The organism is Sphingomonas jatrophae, from assembly GCF_900113315.1.
GTDB lineage: Bacteria > Pseudomonadota > Alphaproteobacteria > Sphingomonadales > Sphingomonadaceae > Sphingomonas_P > Sphingomonas_P jatrophae.
In genome coordinates this window covers 810,074-829,065 of sequence record NZ_FOZG01000001.1, presented here as the reverse complement: position 1 = coordinate 829,065, position 18,992 = coordinate 810,074, and the positions used below count along the sequence as shown (strand labels likewise).

The 18,992-nt window shown below is 70.5% G+C and carries 23 protein-coding genes and 1 tRNA gene; 16 read left to right on the top strand and 8 right to left on the bottom strand.

Translation table 11 applies throughout. The features are described from left to right. Positions 1-50: 50 nt before the first annotated feature. Positions 51-2,333, bottom strand: a complete 2,283-nt coding sequence (locus BM360_RS03920; protein ID WP_093311011.1) for a patatin-like protein — start codon at positions 2,331-2,333, stop codon at positions 51-53. A gap of 227 nt (positions 2,334-2,560) precedes the next feature. Between BM360_RS03920 and radA the strand changes: the two genes are divergently transcribed. After that, positions 2,561-3,937, top strand: coding sequence for a DNA repair protein RadA (gene radA / locus BM360_RS03915; protein ID WP_093311008.1), 1,377 nt, complete (start codon positions 2,561-2,563; stop codon positions 3,935-3,937). 41 nt (positions 3,938-3,978) lie between these two features. Further along, a complete protein-coding gene (locus tag BM360_RS03910; protein ID WP_341350577.1) occupies positions 3,979-4,536 on the top strand; it encodes a CvpA family protein in 558 nt (185 codons plus the stop codon). Positions 4,537-4,545: 9 nt separating this feature from the next. On the opposite strand, the gene BM360_RS19995 is transcribed toward BM360_RS03910, so the two are convergent. Beyond that, a complete protein-coding gene (locus BM360_RS19995; RefSeq protein WP_278247388.1) occupies positions 4,546-4,671 on the bottom strand; it encodes a hypothetical protein in 126 nt (41 codons plus the stop codon). A gap of 110 nt (positions 4,672-4,781) precedes the next feature. Here BM360_RS19995 and BM360_RS03905 point away from each other — a divergent pair, with 110 nt between their 5' ends. The 3 genes from BM360_RS03905 to BM360_RS03895 are packed head-to-tail and all read left to right on the top strand — an operon-like array spanning position 4,782 to position 7,323. After that, positions 4,782-5,216, top strand: a complete 435-nt coding sequence (locus tag BM360_RS03905; RefSeq protein ID WP_093311006.1) for an iron-sulfur cluster assembly scaffold protein — start codon at positions 4,782-4,784, stop codon at positions 5,214-5,216. Then, positions 5,216-6,994, top strand: coding sequence for a cation:proton antiporter domain-containing protein (locus BM360_RS03900; RefSeq protein ID WP_093311003.1), 1,779 nt, complete (start codon positions 5,216-5,218; stop codon positions 6,992-6,994). Before BM360_RS03905 ends, BM360_RS03900 begins: the two co-directional genes overlap by 1 nt. After that, complete coding sequence (locus BM360_RS03895; protein WP_093311000.1) at positions 6,991-7,323, top strand: DUF423 domain-containing protein; 333 nt, start codon at positions 6,991-6,993, stop codon at positions 7,321-7,323. Before BM360_RS03900 ends, BM360_RS03895 begins: the two co-directional genes overlap by 4 nt. A 59-nt stretch (positions 7,324-7,382) precedes the next feature. Here the strand turns inward: BM360_RS03895 and BM360_RS03890 are convergent, their stop codons facing one another. Genes BM360_RS03890 through BM360_RS03880 form a run of 3 tightly spaced genes read right to left on the bottom strand, consistent with a single transcriptional unit; the run spans position 7,383 to position 9,212 of the window. Further along, entirely contained in the window at positions 7,383-7,532 is a 150-nt protein-coding gene (locus BM360_RS03890) for a DUF2256 domain-containing protein (protein WP_093313710.1), read from the bottom strand. After that, complete coding sequence (gene aroB, locus BM360_RS03885) at positions 7,525-8,640, bottom strand: 3-dehydroquinate synthase (protein WP_093310998.1); 1,116 nt, start codon at positions 8,638-8,640, stop codon at positions 7,525-7,527. Before aroB ends, BM360_RS03890 begins: the two co-directional genes overlap by 8 nt. Next, complete coding sequence (locus BM360_RS03880) at positions 8,637-9,212, bottom strand: shikimate kinase (RefSeq protein WP_093310995.1); 576 nt, start codon at positions 9,210-9,212, stop codon at positions 8,637-8,639. Before BM360_RS03880 ends, aroB begins: the two co-directional genes overlap by 4 nt. Before the next feature lie 87 nt (positions 9,213-9,299). On the opposite strand from BM360_RS03880, the gene BM360_RS19490 reads away from it, so the two are divergent. From BM360_RS19490 to BM360_RS03860, 5 genes are all read left to right on the top strand, one after another. Then, complete coding sequence (locus BM360_RS19490; RefSeq protein WP_165611196.1) at positions 9,300-9,437, top strand: hypothetical protein; 138 nt, start codon at positions 9,300-9,302, stop codon at positions 9,435-9,437. After that, entirely contained in the window at positions 9,418-11,241 is a 1,824-nt protein-coding gene (locus tag BM360_RS03875) for a hypothetical protein (RefSeq protein WP_093310991.1), read from the top strand. Before BM360_RS19490 ends, BM360_RS03875 begins: the two co-directional genes overlap by 20 nt. 10 nt (positions 11,242-11,251) lie before the next feature. Further along, positions 11,252-12,145 carry a tyrosine recombinase gene (locus tag BM360_RS03870; RefSeq protein WP_093310988.1) on the top strand — a complete coding sequence of 298 codons (894 nt, stop codon included), beginning with the start codon at positions 11,252-11,254 and terminating at the stop codon, positions 12,143-12,145. A 10-nt stretch (positions 12,146-12,155) separates the two neighbouring features. Continuing rightward, entirely contained in the window at positions 12,156-13,097 is a 942-nt protein-coding gene (locus BM360_RS03865; protein ID WP_093310984.1) for an acetyl-CoA carboxylase carboxyltransferase subunit alpha, read from the top strand. Between the two features lie 70 nt (positions 13,098-13,167). Continuing rightward, positions 13,168-14,628, top strand: coding sequence for a M48 family metalloprotease (locus BM360_RS03860; RefSeq protein ID WP_093310981.1), 1,461 nt, complete (start codon positions 13,168-13,170; stop codon positions 14,626-14,628). Positions 14,629-14,716: 88 nt separating this feature from the next. On the opposite strand, the gene BM360_RS03855 is transcribed toward BM360_RS03860, so the two are convergent. Together BM360_RS03855 and BM360_RS03850 are read right to left on the bottom strand one after the other, a co-directional pair. Next, positions 14,717-14,884: a Flp family type IVb pilin gene (locus BM360_RS03855; RefSeq protein WP_093313708.1), complete on the bottom strand. Its 168-nt coding sequence runs from the start codon at positions 14,882-14,884 to the stop codon at positions 14,717-14,719. Positions 14,885-15,014: 130 nt separating this feature from the next. Continuing rightward, on the bottom strand, positions 15,015-15,185 hold the full coding sequence (locus tag BM360_RS03850) for a Flp family type IVb pilin (protein WP_093310979.1): 171 nt from the start codon (positions 15,183-15,185) through the stop codon (positions 15,015-15,017). 72 nt (positions 15,186-15,257) lie between these two features. Here BM360_RS03850 and BM360_RS03845 point away from each other — a divergent pair, with 72 nt between their 5' ends. After that, the gene (locus BM360_RS03845; RefSeq protein ID WP_093310976.1) at positions 15,258-15,656 is read left to right on the top strand and encodes a (deoxy)nucleoside triphosphate pyrophosphohydrolase; all 399 of its coding nucleotides are present in this window, start codon (positions 15,258-15,260) and stop codon (positions 15,654-15,656) included. A gap of 7 nt (positions 15,657-15,663) precedes the next feature. Here BM360_RS03845 and BM360_RS03840 read toward each other — a convergent pair whose 3' ends face one another. After that, entirely contained in the window at positions 15,664-16,518 is an 855-nt protein-coding gene (locus BM360_RS03840) for a class I SAM-dependent methyltransferase (RefSeq protein WP_093310973.1), read from the bottom strand. A gap of 42 nt (positions 16,519-16,560) precedes the next feature. Here BM360_RS03840 and BM360_RS03835 point away from each other — a divergent pair, with 42 nt between their 5' ends. From BM360_RS03835 to BM360_RS03815, 5 genes are all read left to right on the top strand, one after another. Beyond that, on the top strand, positions 16,561-17,271 hold the full coding sequence (locus BM360_RS03835; RefSeq protein WP_093310965.1) for a ComF family protein: 711 nt from the start codon (positions 16,561-16,563) through the stop codon (positions 17,269-17,271). Positions 17,272-17,316: 45 nt separating this feature from the next. After that, the gene (grxC, locus tag BM360_RS03830) at positions 17,317-17,574 is read left to right on the top strand and encodes a glutaredoxin 3 (RefSeq protein ID WP_093310960.1); all 258 of its coding nucleotides are present in this window, start codon (positions 17,317-17,319) and stop codon (positions 17,572-17,574) included. Further along, a complete protein-coding gene (locus BM360_RS03825) occupies positions 17,574-18,398 on the top strand; it encodes a carbon-nitrogen hydrolase family protein (protein WP_093310955.1) in 825 nt (274 codons plus the stop codon). Before grxC ends, BM360_RS03825 begins: the two co-directional genes overlap by 1 nt. Continuing rightward, on the top strand, positions 18,395-18,817 hold the full coding sequence (locus BM360_RS03820) for a DUF1178 family protein (RefSeq protein WP_093310948.1): 423 nt from the start codon (positions 18,395-18,397) through the stop codon (positions 18,815-18,817). Before BM360_RS03825 ends, BM360_RS03820 begins: the two co-directional genes overlap by 4 nt. Before the next feature lie 36 nt (positions 18,818-18,853). Then, positions 18,854-18,930 (top strand) — tRNA-Arg (locus BM360_RS03815). Positions 18,931-18,992 lie beyond the last annotated feature (62 nt).

Sequence of the window (18,992 nt, the reverse complement as noted above, 5' to 3'; positions counted from 1 at the left end):
GCCCGGGTCTTAAGGGAGGGCGCGGCGGGTGACTAGAGGCTGAGGCGCGCTCATCCCACCTCGCCCTCCAGCGCGGCGATCAGATCCGGCACCGCGCCCAGCCGTTCGCGCTCCTCCGCCAGCACGGCGCGGAACGCCGCCTGTTTCAGCGCCGCCACCTTGCCGGGGGGCAGGCGAACGCCGCGAGGCAAGGCGGAGACGACGATGTCGATCAGCCGTTCCGCGCCGTGCAGCCGACCCCAGAGATAATCGTTCTCCCGATATGCCCTGGCAAAGAAGGCCCCGAAGCTGTTGAACTTGATGCCCTTCAGCGTTGCCTCTGCGCCGCCGCTGCGGATGGTGGCGGCATCGTCCGGGCTGATCCGGTCGACCTGCACCGGGTTGAACTCATCGCGGCCGACGCCCGCCAGCAGCGGCAGGGTGGCAATGTCCTCGAACGGAAAGCCCAGATAGGCGAGCAGCAGCATCCGCCGCTCCGCCCGGTCCAGCCCGGACAGCGCCATGGCCAGCGCCGCGTCCGCGGCATCGTCAATGGGCTTCAGATCGCGCTGCGCCGCCACGGCCTCCAGCGCCGCGCCCGGATCGCTCAGCACGCGACCCGCGGCGGCGGCGCAGTCCGCATCGAACCAGTCGCGCCCCTCGCGCTCCAGATAGCGGCCGAGGCTGGCGAAGATGGCGACGCGCACCGCCTCCATCGCGGCATCGTCACTCGTCGGGGCATCCAGTTCGTCCACCCGCCGGGCGAGTGCGCGCAGGCGGCGGATGCGGAAGCCGAGATCGTGCGCGCGGAAGAAGGCGATTGCCTGCGCGTCGGATGCCCCCGTCGCCAGCCGCTCCGCCAGGCCATCGGCCGAAAGGTGCGTCCACAAGGCCTCCGCGATCCGCTCGGCCGGCCGCCCGGCGCGCCCGCCCAGTGCCGCCAGCAGCGCCGCCGCATCCTCGATCACGCCCGCGAGCTTCAGCTGACCATAGCCCGCATAGGCGAAGCCGGCCGCCCGTGCCGCCGCCGCATTCGCCTTCAGCCGCCACGACGCCAGCCGTCCGGGCGTCGGCGAGTCGAGGAAGAAGGTGCCGCCCAGCGCATCGGCCACCGCTGCCTCCACCTGCGGGCGGATGGCAGCCACGGTGGCGCGGGTGCGCGCGATCCGCTGGTTGCGGGTTTCGATCGCCTCCAGCGCGTCGCGGATCGGCTGTTCGCGCGGGATGTCGCTGAGTGCGCCGAAGATCGTCTGGAAGTAACCGGGCGCCGCGTCGCCCCCCTCGTTCAGCCGCACGCTGCGCTGCCCGGGCTTCGGGTCGATATAGACGAAGCGCCGCTCCACCTCGCGGTGCGCCGGGCGGTTGCGCAGCGCCTCGATGGCGGGGCGGAAGGGCGCGTTGGCCAGCACCGATCCGTCGATCAGCACCGCCCGCTCTGCTGCGCCCGCCGCCGCCTGCCGCGGCAGTGCGCGGGCGAGGAACGCCGTCCGGCTCGGCCACTCGCGCCCGCGCGTGCCCAGCACGCCGTCCAGTTCCGCCACGGTGAACGGCGGGAAGGCGCCGGGGAAGCTGGCGGTGGCACGCGCGGCAAAGGTCAGCTCCGCCATGTGGCCGAGTTCGCCGGCCCGCCCGGAAAAGCCGATCACCAGCCGATGCTCGGTCTCCACCACTTCCGGCGGCGAATGCAGCCGCAGCCGTTCGGGATGGCCCTGGAAGTCGGTAACGGTGACGAACAGGTCGAGCGGCTGGCCGGGCGGAATCAGCGGCTTGCCCGCGGGCGCCGCCGCCATCGCCTCGAAGGCATCCAGCAGCAGAGCGGTGAAGCCCGTGCCGTCGAACGGCGGCTGGAACCAGGTGGCGGACATGAACCGCGCCAGTTTCGCGCGCACCTCCTCCTGCACCGCAGGGTCGACATCCGCCTCGATCGTCTCGCTGCGTGCCGCCGCCCATCGCGCCAGCGGCCGGGCGAGCAGCTTCGTTGCGCTCTTGATGCCGGTGGCGGGCGCGGTCAGCAGCCGCTCGACATCCGCCGTCTCCAGCCACAATTGCGTCAGCGGCTCCAGCGACTGGCCGGTGGCGATGGCCTGCGCCAGGAACACGCCGTTGATCCCGCCCGCGCTCGCCCCCGCGATAATGTCGGCCAGCACGCGCAGGCGCGTGTCGCCGGCCTGCTCCACCGCCTCCAGCAGCGCACGATAGATGGCCTCGCTGCCGTCGCCCGCGGCCTCGCCGGCATGGAAGGCGCGGCTCGCACGCACCAGCCGCCACACCTCCTTGGTCACGCCATGCATGTAGACGGCAAGGCTGATCCCGCCGTAGCAGACGAGCGCGAGCCGCAGTTCCTTCTCCCTCACGCGCGCTGCGGTCCCTCTCGCTCCATCCAGCCTCAACGCCGCTCGGCCCGACATGGCTTCCCTTGTCGGAACGGGTCTGGCAAGGGAAGGCCTATGTTCCTCTTCCGTTCGCTTTGCTGCAAGCCGAAAAGCCGCTCCGCCCGTAGGATGGGGGCTGCCCTGGCCTATGTCGGAAAAGGGTCGCTGAGTGTCACCTTTGTCAACTTAAGCGGGGCGGGGGCGCGCTGATGGCGAAGCCGCAGAAGCGTTATGTCTGCCAGGCGTGCGGCTCCGTCGCGTCCAAGTGGCAGGGCCAATGCGCCGATTGCCTCGATTGGAACACGCTGGTGGAGGAAGCCTCGGCGCCCGCCACGCCCTTCTCGGCCAAGCACAATCTGCGCGGCGGCGGGCGCGCCATCCAGCTGTCCGGGCTGGACGACGATGTGCCTCTGCCGCCCCGCATGCCGACCGGCATCGCCGAGCTGGACCGCGCGCTCGGCGGCGGCATGGTCGCAGGATCCGCCACGCTGATCGGCGGCGATCCCGGCATCGGCAAGTCGACCCTGCTGCTTCAGGCCGCCGCCCGCATCGTTAACGCCGGCCTCTCCGTCGCCTATGTCTCGGGCGAGGAGGCGGCGGATCAGGTGCGGCTGCGCGCACGCCGGCTGGGCCTCGGCTCCGCACCCGTGAAGCTCGCCGCCGCGACCTCCGTGCGCGACATCCTGACCACGCTGGAGACGGGCACCGCACCCGCTCTGCTGGTGATCGACTCGATCCAGACGATGCATTCGGACCTGATCGAGGGGGCGCCCGGCACCGTCAGCCAGGTCCGCGCCTCCGCACATGAGCTGATCCGCTACGCCAAGGATCACGGCACCGCGCTCGTCCTCGTCGGCCACGTCACCAAGGACGGCTCGATCGCCGGCCCGCGCGTACTGGAGCATATGGTCGACACGGTGCTGTCATTCGAGGGCGAGCGGAGCCATCAATATCGTATCCTGCGCGCCATCAAGAACCGCTTCGGCGGCACGGAGGAGATCGGCGTCTTCGCCATGGAGGCGGCAGGCCTCAGCGAGGTGGCGAACCCTTCGGCCTTGTTCCTGACGCAGCGCGGCGAGGCGGTATCGGGCGCGATCGTGTTCCCGGCGATGGAGGGCACGCGCGGCGTGCTGGTCGAGATCCAGGCGCTGGTGGTGCGGCTGGCCAGCGGCGCGACGCCGAGGCGTGCGGTGGTCGGTTGGGATTCCGGGCGGCTGGCGATGATCCTGGCGGTGCTGGAGGCACGCTGCGGCCTCTCCTTCTCCACGGCGGAGGTCTATCTGAACGTCGCCGGCGGCTATCGCGTGGTCGATCCGGCAGCGGACCTGGCGGTCGCGGCGGCGCTCGTCTCGGCTTTGTCGGAGCGGCCGATCCCGGCGGACACGATCGCGTTCGGCGAGGTCGCCTTGTCGAGCGAACTGCGCCCCGTCGCCCACGCCCCGCTCCGCCTCAAGGAAGCAGCCAAGCTCGGGTTCGAGCGGGCGCTGGTCCCCGCCTCCGCCGCAGAGGGGAAGGCGGGCGGCATGGCGGCGTCGGGTTTCGCCTCGCTCGGCGGCCTCGTTGACCATCTGCTCGGCCGTGCCTAGCTCATGCGCGTGATGGACCCGCACCCGATCGATACAGGCGCATGGCCGGCCTGACCGCGCTCGACATCGTCACGCTGATCCTCGTCGGCGGCGGCGCGGCGCTCGGGCTCGTGCGCGGCTTCGTCACGGAGGTGCTGTCGCTGTTCGCCTGGGTGGCGGGCATCCTCGCGCTGAAGTTTCTTCATACGCCGGCGACGGGGCTGCTCGAGGATGTGGTCGGCACGCGTTCGGGGGCGGCGGTGCTCGCCTTCGCGCTGCTGTTCGGGGCGACCTTTATCGGGGGGAAGGTCATCGCCACGTCGCTCGGGCGGCGCACGCGCCAGTCGATCGTCGGGCCGGTGGATCGCGCGCTGGGCGTCGGCTTCGGCATGCTGAAGGGGCTGCTGGCCGCGACGTTGCTGTTCCTGCTGGCGACCCTGGTGGTGGATGGCTGGAACGGCGCCTCCGCTCCGCGCCCTGCTTGGCTGCGCGATTCGCGGACTTATCCGCTGCTCAATGCCAGCGGCAATGCCGTCGTCGACTATCTCGGCCGGCGTCGGTCACAGGCGGTGCAGGCGGAGAAGGCGGCCGACGGGAACAGCAGCGAGGCGGCGCGTTGAGCGGTCCGCTCAGCAGCAGCGCCGCTGTGCGCGCATGCGGATGACGAGGTAGGTCAGCGCGTCCGCCAGGCCGGCCGGCATCAGCGCTGAGGCGGCGGCAGTCGCGACGGCGACGGGAAGGCGGATCCTTGTCATGCCGCGGCCTGTAACGCTGCCGACCAGGCAAGGGCAGCGAGGCTCGACCAAAGCGCAGGCCCACGCGACGGGGGTTACGCTCCCGGTCCGACATGCCTAGATGGGCGCGCATGTCGGCCCCGCTCTACAACCAGCAGATCCTCCGCCTCGCCACCTCCATCCCGCATGTCGACCGGCTCGATCCGGCCGACGCCACGGTGGAGAAGCGCTCGCCCGTCTGCGGCAGCCGCGTGACGGTGGACGTGCGGATGGACGCTGAAGGGCGGGTGGCGGAGCTCGGCCAACTGGTCCGCGCCTGCGCGCTCGGCCAGGCCTCGGCCGCCTTGATGGGCGAGCATGCGGTCGGTCGCACCCCCGAGGAGCTGGCCGCGGCCCGCGACGCCCTTTCGGCCTTCCTGGCGGGGGAGCGGGACGATCCGGGCGAGTGGCCCGGGCTCGACCTGTTCGCGCCCGCCCGGCCGCACAAGGCGCGCCATGCCTCGATCCGCCTGGCCTTCGAGGCGGTGGCCGAAGCCGCGGCACAGGCCCGCGCGACCGCCGCCTGATGGAGCAGACGCACGCCGCCGTGCCGATGCTGCAGGACGGCGTGGTCATGCTCGCCGCCGCGCTCGTCTGCGTGCTGCTGTTCCGCCGGCTCGGCCTCGGCGCCACGTTGGGTTATCTGGTCGCGGGCATCGCCATTGGCCCGCAGGGGCTCCACCTCGTCGATGGGGCGGAGAGCAAGCTGGGCATTGCCGAGCTCGGCATCGTCCTCCTCCTCTTTCTTGTCGGGTTGGAGCTGCATCCCGCGCGATTGTGGCGGCTGCGGCGCGACATCTTCGGGCTGGGCGCCGCGCAGGTCGTCGCCTGCGGGCTCGTCCTCAGCGCGGTGATCTGGACCGTTGCGGGCTTCTCGCCGGCTGCTGCGCTGGCACTTGGCCTGCCGCTGGCGCTGTCCTCTACCGCGCAGGTGCTGCCGATGCTGCAATCGGCGGGGCGGCTCAACACACCATTCGGTGAGCGAACCTTCTCGATCCTGCTATTCCAGGATCTGTCGATCGTGCCGCTCATCACGATCATTGCCGCTTTGAGCCGTGCGCCGGCCGACCCCTCCGCGCCGCCGGGCTGGCTGCTCGGCCTTTATACGGTTGGCGCTGTCGCCGGGCTGGTGCTGGCGGGCCGCTATCTCATCACGCCGCTGTTCCGCCTGATCGGCAATCTGGGCGAGCGGGAGCTGTTCATCGCCGCCGGCCTGTTCACGGTGCTGGCGGCGGCGCTGGTGATGCAGGCACTGCACCTTTCGACCGCGCTTGGCGCCTTCATCGCGGGCGTGATGCTGGCCGATTCGCCGTACCGGCACGAGATTGAGGCGGATGTCGATCCGTTCCGCACCATTCTGCTCGGCTTGTTCTTCGTCGCCGTGGGGATGCTGCTCGACCTCAACGTGGTCCTGCAGCGGCCATTGTTCGTCGTCGGCCTCGCGCTGGCGGTCGTGGCGGTGAAAACGCTGGCGATGTTCGGCATCGCCCTCCTGTTCGGGATGGACCGGCGGCCGGCGCTCGCGCTCGGCCTGCTGCTCAGCCAGGGTGGTGAGTTTGCCTTCGTCCTGTTCGGCCAGGCGGCGGCAGCGCAACTGATCGCGCCGGAGGCGGCGAGCCTGTTCGGCGCGATCGTCACCCTTTCGATGGCGACGACACCGTTCCTCATGGCGCTCTCCCGCCGGTTCAACCGCGAGGGTACCGGGCCCGAGCGGGACGATCTGGAGGGCCCCTCCGCGGCGATGCCGGCCAGTGCCATCCTCGTCGGCTATGGACGCTTCGGGCAGACGGTTGCGCAGATGCTGACGGCCAGCAGCGTCAGCGTCACGGTGATCGAGCGGGCGCCCGAGCAGATCGACGTGGCCGCCCGCTTCGGCGCCAAGATCTATTATGGCGACGGGCTGCGCATCGACCTGCTACGACAGGCAGGCGCTGCCGAGGCGCGCGCGATCATTTTCTGCATCGACGGCGAGGGGCCGACCGCGGAGGAACTGAAACTGGTGGGCGAGACGTTCCGTCAGGCCGCAATCCTGGTCCGCGCGTTTGACCGGCGCACGCTGATGCGCTGGCACAAGCTGCCGCTGGCCGGCACGGTGCGCGAGGTGTTCGAGAGCGCGGTGCTGATGGGCCGCAAGACTCTGGAGGCACTGGGCACCGAGGCGGAGGAGATTGACCGCGTGGAGAAGACCTATCGGGAGCGGGACCGGCTGCGTTTGAAGGAGCAGAAGCGCTCGGGCGACCTCGGTGCTGCGCGCGACATGATGTTCATGCCCGGCCGCACGCCTGACGCGGGGGATGCGGCATGAGCGCCCTCGTCGCGGCGGCCGCCCTGTGCGGGGCGGTCGCGGTCGCCGCGGGGGCGTTCGGTGCTCATGGGGCCGAGGGCAAGGCCGCGGAGTGGCTGCGCACCGGAGCCGAATATCAGCTCATCCACGTCCTCGCCGCGCTTGCCGCGGCATCATTCGGCGCGCGCGGGGCGGGGTGGCTGTTCGTGGGCGGCGGCATCGTCTTTGCCGGCACGCTCTACCTGATGGCGCTGGGGCTGCCCCGCTGGTTGGGGGCGGTGACGCCGCTCGGCGGTGCTGCGCTGATCGCGGGCTGGCTGTGGCTGGCGTGGGTGAGCTTGCGAGGATAGCTTCAGGCTGATGCCCACCTTCTCTGTCGTCAGCGAAGGCTGCCGGCGGGTGAGCAGGTCTAAGCCGCCGCACCCTTCTTCCGGCAGGCATCCGAGCAGTATTTCACCTGCTCCCAGTCCCGCTCCCACTTCTTGCGCCACGTGAACGGGCGTCCGCAGGCGAGGCAATCCTTGCTCGGCAGGTTCGCCTTCTTGACCCCATTAGGCAAGAGCGTGCGCCTGCTCATCAAGGAAGGCGGCAACGTCGGCGAGGTCGACATCTTTGGCGACGAACGTCTGGCCGATGCCACGTGCGAGCAGGAAGGGCAGGGTGCCGCTGCTCATCTTCTTGTCGTGGAGCATGTGGCCGACCAGCACCTCGCCCGGGGCGCGGACGCCTGCCTCCTCCAGGCTGGCGGGGAGGCCGACGGCGCGCAGATGCGCCGCGACCTGCGCGGCATCGCTCGCCGGGCACAGCCCGCGCCGCGCCGAATAGGCGAAGGCCAATGCCATGCCGACGGCCACGCCTTCTCCGTGGAGCAGTCGGTCGGAAAAGCCCGTCTCCGCCTCCAGCGCATGGCCGAACGTATGGCCAAGGTTGAGCAGCGCGCGCAAATCCTGCGTCTCCCGCTCGTCCGCCGCCACGATCCGCGCCTTCGCGCCGACCGATCGGGCGATGGCACGGTCGCGTGCGGCAGGGTCGCCCGCCAGCAGCGCAGGGCCATTCGCCTCGCACCACGCGAAAAAGTCGGCATCGTCGATCAGGCCGTATTTGACGACCTCGGCATAGCCCGCGGCCACCTCCCGCGGCGGCAGGGTGTCGAGCACCGTCGGGTCGATCAGCACGAACGACGGCTGATGGAACGCTCCGACGAGATTCTTGCCCGCGGCCGAGTTGATCGCGGTCTTGCCCCCGACCGAGCTGTCGACCTGCGCCAGCAGCGTCGTCGGCACCTGCACGAACCCGCAGCCGCGCTTCAGGATCGACGCTGCGAAGCCGACCAGATCGCCGATCACGCCTCCGCCGAGCGCCACGACATGGTCGCTCCGCTCGATCCCGAGTGCCAGCAGCCGGTCGGTCAGCTCCGCCAGCACGGCCCAGCTCTTGGTGCCTTCTCCGGGCGGCAGGATGATCGTCTCCTGCACGATCCCCTCGCTTGCGAGCGCCTCCGCGAGGCGCGGCAGCTGCGTCTCGGCGACATGGGCGTCGGTGACGATCACCAGCCGGCCGCGCTTGGCAAAAGGCAGGAGCAGGGCACCGGCGCGGTCGAGCGCCCCGGCCTCGATCAGAATGTCGTAGCTGCGCGCGCCCAGCGCCACCCGCACGGTCTCGCTCATCGGCCCAATGCCCTCAGGATCTGTTCGACAGTCGCCTCGTGCGGCAGTGGCTGCGAACGCACGCGGATCGGGGCCTGCGCATAGACAGGGTTTCGCACGCGGGCGAGATCCGACAAAGTGGCGCGCACGTCCGGGCTGTTCGCCAGCAAGGGACGGCTGCCATCGCGGCGCTTCACCCGCTCGGCCAGCACGTCGATGTCCGCATCAAGCCAGACGGCGGTCGCTCGCTCCAGGATCAGGGCGCGCGTTTCTTCCTGCATGAAGGCGCCGCCGCCGGTGGCGATCACCTTCGGCGTGCCGTCGATCAGCCGCGCGATCACGCGCCGCTCGCCATCGCGGAACGCGGGCTCGCCAAAGCGGGCGAAGATCTCGGTGATGGAGCAGCCCGCCGCGGCCTCGATCTCGCTATCCGCATCGACGAAGGGCAGGCGCAGACGTGCGGCCAGCCGCTTGCCGACCGTCGATTTGCCCACCCCCATCAGGCCGACCAGCACGATAGCGCGCGCTGGCCGGCCCGTGCGGCGGGCGGGCGCAGCGTCGGCGGCCTGGGCAGGGGCGGGGATGTTCGACATTCGTTGCAGGGCTATACACAAGCGCGCGCGCCCGGCAAAAGCCCGCACCCAAGGCTGCCTTCGGGCGGCGTCCGTTCAGAGAGTGCCATGCCGCGTCCGCTGCTGATCCTCATCGCCATCATCGTGGCCATCCTGATGGCGATGATCGCGCTCTCCACCGTCGACACGGAGGTCGCGCCGACGACGGTGCGCAAGGCGATGCTGAATGAAGCGCAGCCGCGCTAGGCTGGCCGCCGCGGGCGCCTTGCTCGCGCTCGCAGCGGCAGCGGTCGCGCAGCAGCAGGCCCCCGAGTCGCTGCTGCCGCCCGGCTTCGGCGATCCGGTGCCGCCGCCCTCGCAGAGCCAGCCGCCCGCATCCGTGCCCTCGGGCGACACGCCCGTCCTCCCGCTCAACACGCCGCCTTCCGCCGCAACGCTGGCGGCGGACGATGCCGCGCTGGCGCGTGAGCTTGGCATCGAGCCGGAGGCCGAGGAGGCCGAGCCCGAGCTGACGCCCGAGGAAGAAGCGCTCCTCAACTATGACCTGCCTGAGCATGCCCGTCGCCCGGCGGACCATGTCGGCCTGTTCTCGGGGCCACCGGGGCTTGGCTATGCCGCGTTCGGCCGGGCCGACGGGCGCTTCCTCGCCACCCTGATGCGGCGGATGGATGCGCCGCTCGCCTCCCGCTGGGCGTCGATCCTGCTCCGACGCGCGCTGCTGACCGACGCGCCGACGCCGCGCGGCGTTTCCGCGCCCGATTGGGTGGCCGAGCGCGCGTGGCTGTTGCTGCGCATGGGTGAGGCGGATGCCGCGCGCATGCTGGTCGACCGCATGGATATCGACCGGCAATCGCCCAAGCTGCTCGCCGTGACCGCCCAGGTGGCGCTGGCGAACGGCGATCCCGCGGCGCTCTGCCCGCTGGTCGACAAGGGAGAAGCGGCCAGCACCGAACCGCTCTGGCCGATGGCGCGCGGCATGTGCGCCGCTCTGTCCGGCGAAGGCGGCACGGCGGCAGCCCTGCTGGATCGGGTTCGGGCCAAGCGTATCGCCCGCGGTATCGATCTTCTGCTCGCGGAGAAGGTTGCGGGGGCGAGCTCCGGCCGCCGCTCGGTCAACATCGAGTGGACGGGCGTGGACAAGCTGACCAGCTGGCGCTTCGGTCTCGCCACGGCCACGGGCGTCGCCATCCCGGCAGCGCTGATCGACGGAAGCGGGCCCCATGTGCTCGCCTGGTCGGCCCGGTCGCCGATGATCGCGCCCGAGGTGCGCCTGCCCGCCATGCGGGCTGCGGCAGCGATGGGCGTGGTGTCGAATGCGGGCCTGGTCGATCTTTACGGCCTGATCGCCGACCGAACGGACCCGACCGCCATTCAGGACAGCCCTGCTGGCCGCCTGCGCGTCGCCTATGCGGGTGCGGATGGCGATGCCCGCATCGGTGCGCTGCGCGACTTGTGGAAGGCGGAGGAGCCGCGTGACCGCTATGCCGGGCTGATCCTGACCGCGCGCGCGGCTGCCCGCGTGGCGCCCAGCGACGATTATGGCGACGACGCGTCCACGCTGATCGCGGCGATGCTGACGGCCGGGCTGGACCGGGCCGCTGCGCGCTGGAGCAGCATCGCCGCTGGGCGAGGCGATGGTGAGGATGGCTGGGCGCTGCTCGTCGTCGGTGCTCCGGCGCCCGTTGACGTGGCGTCGGATCGCGCGCTGGCGTGGGCGGGGGCGCAGTCGGGTGAGCGGGCGGCCAAGGGGCCGCTGCTGATCGCGGCGCTCGCCGGGCTGGACCGGCTGAATCCGGCGCAGGCGGCCACTGCCGCGCAGGAAGCGGGCTTCACGCTGGGCGTGACGGATCGATGGGGCAAGGCCCTGGAGGCGGCGGTTCGTGCCGGGCAGACGGGCACGGTAGCGCTGCTCGCTGCCGCAGCCTTGCAGACGAGCGACTGGCGCGGCGTGCCGCCCGGCCACTTCTACCAGCTGATCGCGGCGCTGCGTCGGGTCGGGCTGGAGGGCGAGGCACGGATGATCGCCGCGGAAGCGATCACGCGCGCGTGATGATCCGGCGATGAGCGATGCCGCGCTGATCGATCGTTTCGCGGAAATGCTGGCCGCCGAGGCCGGAGCCGCGCGTAACACGCTGCTGGCCTATCGCACCGATCTGAAAGGCGCGTCTGCGGCGCTCGAAGGCCGGCTGGGCGACGCCGACGAGGCGGCACTGCGGCGGCTGGCGGATGGGTGGGACTCGCTTGCCCGCGCCACTGTCGCGCGGAAGGCGGCGGCGCTGCGGCGGTTCTTCGCTTTCCTGCAGGACGAGGGGTTCCGCACGGACGACCCATCGGCTGCGCTGCCGCGCCCCGGCGCCGCGCGGCCGCTGCCCCGCACGCTCAGCCATGACGACATGGACCGGCTGTTCGCCGAGATCGAGCGGCGACTGACGCTGGAGCCGTCGTCGCTCACCCTGCGCCTTTCGGCATTGCTGGAGCTGCTCTACGGCTCGGGCCTGCGCGCGTCCGAGCTTGTCTCCCTTCCGCGCGGGGCGATCCGGACGGACCAGCCCTACCTGATCCTTCGCGGCAAGGGCGGGCGCGAGCGGCTGGTGCCATTGTCTGCCCGCGCGATGGCGGCGGCCGCTGCGTGGCGTGCCCATGTGCCGGCGGACAGCCCGTGGCTGTTCCCGAGTGGCAAGAAGCATCTCAGCCGCGTCCGCCTGTTCCAGTTGGTCCGCGCGCTCGCCGCCGCAGCGGGCGTGGCGCCTGAGCGGATCAGCCCGCACGTGCTGCGCCACGCCTTCGCCACGCACCTGTTGGAAGGCGGCGCGGATCTGCGTGCCCTGCAGGCGATGCTGGGCCACGCAGACATCGGCACGACCCAGATCTATACCCATGTCGAGACACGTCGGCTGGTCGAGCTGGTCAACAGCCGTCACCCGCTCGTTGACGGCGCGGGCGACGCGGCCTAGGCGCGCGCCGGTGATAACCTACCTCGACTTCGAAAAGCCGCTGGCCGAGCTCGCCGAGCGCGTCGCCCAGTTGCGCGAAACCGCCGATCAGGGCGCGATCGACATTTCCGCGGAAGTCGCGCGGCTGGAGGCGAAGGCCGAAGCGCAGCTGAAGGCGACCTATGCGCGCCTGACGCCTTGGCAGAAGACGCAGGTGGCCCGCCATCCGGCGCGCCCGCACCTCAAGGACTATATCGCCGGCTTCGTCGCCGACTTCATGCCGCTGGCTGGCGATCGCGCCTTCGCCGATGACAAGGCGATCATCGGCGGTCTCGGCCGGATCGGCGGGCGCCGCTGCATGGTGATCGGCCACGAAAAAGGTGACGATACGGCCAGCCGGCTGCGGCACAATTTCGGGATGGCCAAGCCCGAGGGCTATCGCAAGGCGATCCGGCTGATGGAATTGGCCGACCGGTTCCGCCTGCCCGTCGTCACCTTGGTCGACACGTCGGGGGCTTTCCCCGGCATCCAGGCGGAGGAGCGCGGGCAGGCCGAGGCGATCGCCCGTTCGACCGAGACGTGCCTTGCGGTCGGCGTTCCGTTGATCGCGGCGGTGGTGGGCGAGGGCGGCTCGGGCGGTGCGGTCGCGCTGGCGGCGGCCAATCGCGTGCTGATGTTCGAGCATGCGGTCTATTCGGTCATCTCGCCTGAGGGCTGTGCCTCGATCCTGTGGCGCACCAGCGACAAGGCGGCGGATGCGGCCGAGGCGATGAAGGTGACGGCGCAAGATCTGAAGAAGCTGGACGTGATCGACCGGATCGTGGCCGAGCCGCTCGGCGGCGCGCACCGTGATCGCGTCGGCGCGATCGCCGCGCTGGAGCAGGCGTTGGGTGAGGAGCTGGACGCACTCGCCACAGAAACGCCGGACGCGTTGCGCCAGGCCCGCCGCGCCAAGTTCCTCGCCATCGGCTGATCCGCCGCACGACGACAGGAACCACCCGCCCCAGGAGCCGTTCCGCAGCCGGATCGACAGGGAGGTTCGGGTGAAGAAGGTTGCGGTCTGGGCTGCGTTCGGGGTGCTGCTGAGCGGCGCGGGACTCGGCGTCGCGCAGGAGCTTCAGAGCATTTCCGCCAGCGACAAGGCGGAGGGCGCCAAGGCGAATCCGCAACTGCTGGCCGAATATGGCGGCCTTTATCCGGGCAAGCAGGCGACCTACGTCACCGGGGTCGGCCGGCGCATCGCGGTCCAGTCGGGCCTGTCCAACAGCCAGAGCGACTTCACCATCGCGCTGCTGAACTCGCCTGTGAACAACGCTTTCGCCATTCCCGGCGGCTACGTCTACGTCACGCGCCAGCTGATGGGCCTGATGAATGACGAGGCGGAGCTGGCCGGCGTGCTGGGGCACGAAGTCGGCCACGTCGCCGCACGCCACTCGGCCAAGCGGCAGGCGGCGGCGCAGCGGAATTCGATCTTCGGTGCGCTGGCGCAGGCGGCGGCGGGCGCGTTCCTCGGCAATAGCGGCTTCGGCGAGCTAATCGGCCGCGGCATCGGCACCGGCGCCCAGCTGCTGACGCTGCGCTACAGCCGCAGCCAGGAGACCGAGGCGGACGCGCTCGGCATCCGCTATCTCGTCGGCGCGGGTTATGATCCGTCGGCCATGTCGTCGGTGCTCGCCTCGCTTCAAGCGCAGACGAATCTCGATGCGCGTGCAGCCGGCAAGAGTGCGAACGCGCTGCCCGCCTGGGCCAGCACCCATCCGGAGCCGGGCGCCCGCGTGGCGCAGGCGCTGAACGTCGCTGCCAAGACGGGCCGGGCGGGGCAGGGCAATCGCAGTCGCGACGCCTTCCTCGCGGCGCTGGACGGCGCGGTCTATGACGATGATCCGCGTCAGGGCATCGTCGACGGGCGCACCTTCCGCCATCCCGATCTGCGTCTGCGCTTCACCGCGCCTGCGGGCTTCGCGCTGGCGAACGGCAGCGATGCGGTGTCGATCAGCGGCAGCGGCGGGCAAGGTCAATTTTCCGGCGGTCGGCTCGGGACCGGGCTGGACGCTTATGTCGCCGCCGTGTTCGCCAAGCTGACCGGCGGGCAGGGTGTCGACGCCAGCCGTGTGCAGCGCACCAGGATCGCCGGGTTCGATGCAGCGACGGCGACGGCGCGGGCGAACACGCAGAGCGGCCAGGTGGACGTGACGGTTGTGGCCTATCAGGTCTCGGCCGACAGCGCCTATCACTTCCTGCTGCTGACGCCCGCCGGCAGCGGCCTCGGGCCGTTCTCGCCGATGGTGCAGAGCTTTGCCCGGCTGACCGAGGCGGAGGCCAGGGCGATTCGCGGCCGTCGCATCCAGGTGGTCACGGTCGGCCCGCGGGATAATGTCGCCAGCCTGTCGGCCCGGATGGCTTATCCGGATCTGAAGGAGGAACGGTTTCGCGTGCTCAACGCGCTTACTTCAGGCGAGCAGGTGCGCGCGGGCGCGAAGGTGAAGCTGGTGGTTGCGGGCTGAGGGCCCGCGACGGCTCCCAAAACAGTTCGGGCGGCGGAGCCCGTTCGCTCCGCCGCCCGTTCTTTCGCGTCAGAAGACGTGAAGCGTCTTACGACGACTTCATGTTGTTCGAGACGTTCGTGAAGGTGTTGGTCAGCGTCTTGCCGAGCGTGGACATGGCGGTGATCGCGGCAACGGCGATCAGCGCAGCAATCAGGCCATACTCGATCGCGGTCGCGCCCTTGGTGTCCTTCAGCATCTTGCGAACATACTGCATATTCATTCTCCTCGGTTCCGAAGCTTCGGTCGTTCCATTCACCCGGCTGCCCCCGGCATCTGACGTGGATCAGCAAGGACGGATTTAGGCGGGAGGAGTTAGAAAAGATTTAATGGCGAAAGCCTGAAAATCACGCTTTCGAGACGTTCTCGGCGACCGAATTCCACATGCCGGTGGTCGTGATCGCCATCGCGCGCAGCGCCGCCATCAACATCAGCACGCACAGAGCGAGGATGAGGCCATATTCGATCGCGGTTGCGCCGCGTCGATCGCGGAGCAACTTGCTCAGGCGGTCGAACATCCTCATTCCCCTTGGCAGACACACGTCCCGCTGGTGCGAGGATATGGGAACGCGCTTAACAAAGGTTTGCAGATGACGATGTTGCTGGTTGTGGCGGTTGCGCTGATCGACCCGGACGGGCGGGTGCTCGTGCAACGCCGCTCCGCCCAGCGCAGCATGGCGGGGCTGTGGGAGTTTCCTGGGGGCAAGGTGGAAAAGGATGAGACGCCCGAGGCGGCGCTGATCCGGGAATTGCGTGAAGAACTCGGCATCGAGGTGGAGCAGGCGTGCCTTGCGCCCGGGCCGTTCGCCAGCGAGCCTTTGGGCGATCGGCACCTGCTGCTGCTGCTTTACGTCTGCCGCAAATGGCGCGGCACGCCGCAGCCGCTCGATGCGGACGGGCTGCGCTGGGTGCGGCCCGTCGAGCTGCACGGCTTGGCGATGCCACCTGCGGACAAGCCGCTCATCGGACTGCTTGAAGCGCTCGTCTAGGTAAGGGTCAGACCTTCGCCTTCAGAACGTCGGTCAGCGACGTGGTGGCGCTGCCGCGACGGGCGGGCTTGGGCTGCGACTCGGCGGGGGACCAGCCGGTCAGGAAGACAAGTTCGAACCGCTCGGTCGTCCGTCCGTCCGCGTCCGCGGCGGCTGCGAAGCTGGCAGCGGCGGCGGCATAGCCGTCGCGCGGCAGCGGGTGGACCGGCCCGGCGAGGAGGTTCGTCGCCCCCATCCCGCGCAAATCGGCGATCAGCCCGGTGAGGCTGGGATAGCGGACATCGAGCGGCAGCCCGTCCGCCACCTGCAAGGCAAATCCGGCACGGCCGAGCAGGTCACCCGCCGTGCGCACGTCGATCTGGGGGTGGATGCGCGCGGCGGCCGCACCGGCCAGCGCGTCGGCTGCCGCCATCGCTGTCCGCAGCCGGGGCAGCGAACCCGCACCGACGAAGCCGCCGAGGAACAGACCGTCCGGTGCCAGTGCGCGGCGGATCTGGATCAGCGCGCCCGGCAGGTCGGCCACCTGGTCGAGTACGCCGGCCGACAGGACGAGGTCATAGCTGGCGACGCCGCCGCCGAGCGCGTCTTCCTCCACCGGCGTCGTTCCGTTGCTTGCGGCGAAGGCAGGTCCGGCATCCAGCGCGTCGACCGCCATGCCCTTTGCGCGCAGCAGGTCTGGCAGGCGGCCGTCATGCGCGCCGATGACCAGCGCGCGGGTGAAATCGCGGCGAACCGCGTCCAGCCGGTCGATCAGCTCATCCTCGATATGGTCGATCAAAAAACGGTGCGCGGGGAAGCGACGGGCGGCGCGGTCGCGGCGAAGGCGCCGGCGAGCGCGGTCGAAGATCTGGGGAACGGCCACGCCGGGCTTGTGCCGGAGCCTCGCCCGCCCGACAAGCGCGACATGCCCCCCGTCGCTGCCGCCGCCGGTCTGCTCGTCCGCAGCGTCGTCGCTTATGCGCTGCCGCCGCGCTGCCCCGGTTGCGGAGCGGTGACGCCGGAGGATCATCGTTTCTGCGCCGGCTGCTGGCAATCGCTGCAATTCCTCTCAGGCGTCGCCTGCGTCCGATGTGGCGAGCCGATGGAGCCGGGCTGTTGCGGAGGTGACGTGCTCGACGGTGTTTCCGCGGCGGTGGCCTACGGCCCGATCGCGCGCGCGCTGGCGCTGCGGCTGAAATATGGCGGACGGCCGGGCGTTGCGCGGACGATGGGTGCGGCGATGCTGCGGCTGGCTGAGCCGGGCTGGCTGCTGGTGCCGGTGCCGCTGCACCGCTGGCGGCTGTGGTCGCGCGGCTTCAATCAGTCGGCATTCATCGCCCGCGATCTCGGCCGGCGTGCGGGTCTGCCCGTCGCCATCGATCTGCTGCGCCGGACGCGGGCCACGCCGAAGCTGCGCGGGCTTGGCGCGGCGGCACGCGCCCGTGCCGTCCGCAACGCGTTTGAAGTGGCGCCGAGCGGTAAGGCCGCGGGAGCGCGCATCCTGCTAGTCGACGATGTCTGCACCAGCGGCGCGACGGCGGAGGCATGCGCCCGCGCGTTGAAGGCAGCGGGTGCTTCGGAGGTGCGTCTGATCTGCTGGGCACGCGTTCTGCCCGACATGCGTTCAGAACATTGACAGCGCGGCCCCCGCGCCACACCTCACCGGACGAAAGGACCGTGAATGCCCAAGGTCGAGATCTATACCAAGCAGTTCTGCCCCTATTGCACGCGCGCCAAGGCGCTGCTCGGCAAGAAGGGCGTTCAGTTCGAGGAACATGACATCAGCCTGGGCGGGCCGAAGCGGACCGAGATGCTGGCGCGCTCCAACGGTCGCACGACGGTGCCGCAGGTGTTCATAGGCGACACGCATGTGGGCGGTTCGGATGATCTTGCCGCGCTCGAGCGTGCGGGCAAGCTGGATCCGCTGCTCGCCGCCTGATGCGCGCCGCACTTGTCCAGACCACGACGGGGATCGATCCCGCCGCCTCCGCGCGCGAGCTGGCCGATGCGGTCGCGCGCGCGAAGGGCGAGGGGGCGGACATGCTGTTCACCCCCGAAATGTCGGGCCTGCTCGACCGGGATCGCACGCGTGCCGCCGCGCATCTTGTAGAGGAGGGTGAGGACCGCGTCCTCGCCGCAGTGCGCGATGCGGCGGCGAAGGCGGGCCTCTGGGTGCATCTCGGCTCGCTCGCGCTGACCGGCGGATCGGAAGGGCGGCTGGTGAATCGCGGCTTCGTGATCGACGATAGCGGCGGCATCCGCGCCCGCTACGACAAGCTGCATCTGTTCGACGTGGATCTGGAAAGTGGCGAGAGCTGGCGCGAATCGGCGGCTTACGCTCCCGGCACAGGCGCGACGGTGGTCGAGACGCCGTGGGGAGGGCTCGGTCTGTCGATCTGCTACGATCTGCGCTTTCCTGATCTGTTTCGCGCTTTGACCGATGCGGGTGCGACGATCCTCTCGGTGCCCGCGGCCTTCACCGTGCCGACGGGCGCGGCGCACTGGCACGTGCTGCTGCGCGCCCGTGCAATCGAGGCGGGCGTGTTCGTCGTCGCTGCGGCGCAGACCGGCCGCCACGCGGACGGACGCGAGACATATGGCCACAGCCTCGCCGTCGATCCCTGGGGTGAGCCGCTGCTGGACATGGGCAGTGCGCCCGGCCTCGGCTTCGTGGAGCTCGATCCCGCGCGGATGGCGGCGGTGCGTGCGCACGTGCCGGCGATCCGGCATCGCCGCCCGGTGCCGGCGGTCACGCGGGCATGATCCTGTTCGATCTGGCCTGCGCGCAGGGCCATGTCTTCGAGGGCTGGTTCGGCTCCTCCGACGATTACGAGCATCAGCGCGCCCGCGGCCTCGTCAGCTGTCCGATGTGCGGTGCGGGCGGAGTAGAAAAGGCGGTCATGGCGCCGCGCGTGGCGGCCAAGGGCAATCAGGCGCCATCCGCCGCGACGGTGAAGGCGGTGCTTGGCGCACTTGCCAAGGCACAGGCCAAGGCGCTCGAGGGTTCCGACTATGTCGGCCCGCGCTTCGCTGCGGAGGCGCGCGCGATGCATGAGGGCGCGACACCGCACCGCACGATCCACGGCCAGGCATCGCTCGCCGAGGCGCGCGCGCTGGTGGAGGATGGCGTGCCCGTCGCCCCATTACCGCTGCCGGTACGGCCGCCCGGCACGGATAATTGACCGGCCGCGCCCGGCCGCCTAACGCGCGGGCGGAGTGGCTCCGTAGCTCAGCCGGATAGAGCGACGGTTTCCTAAACCGCAGGTCGGGGGTTCGAGTCCCTCCGGGGCCACCAGTCAAACGCGGACCAGCGTTCTTCGGCCGCTCGGGAACCCGCGGGATGCCGCCAGCGTCTCG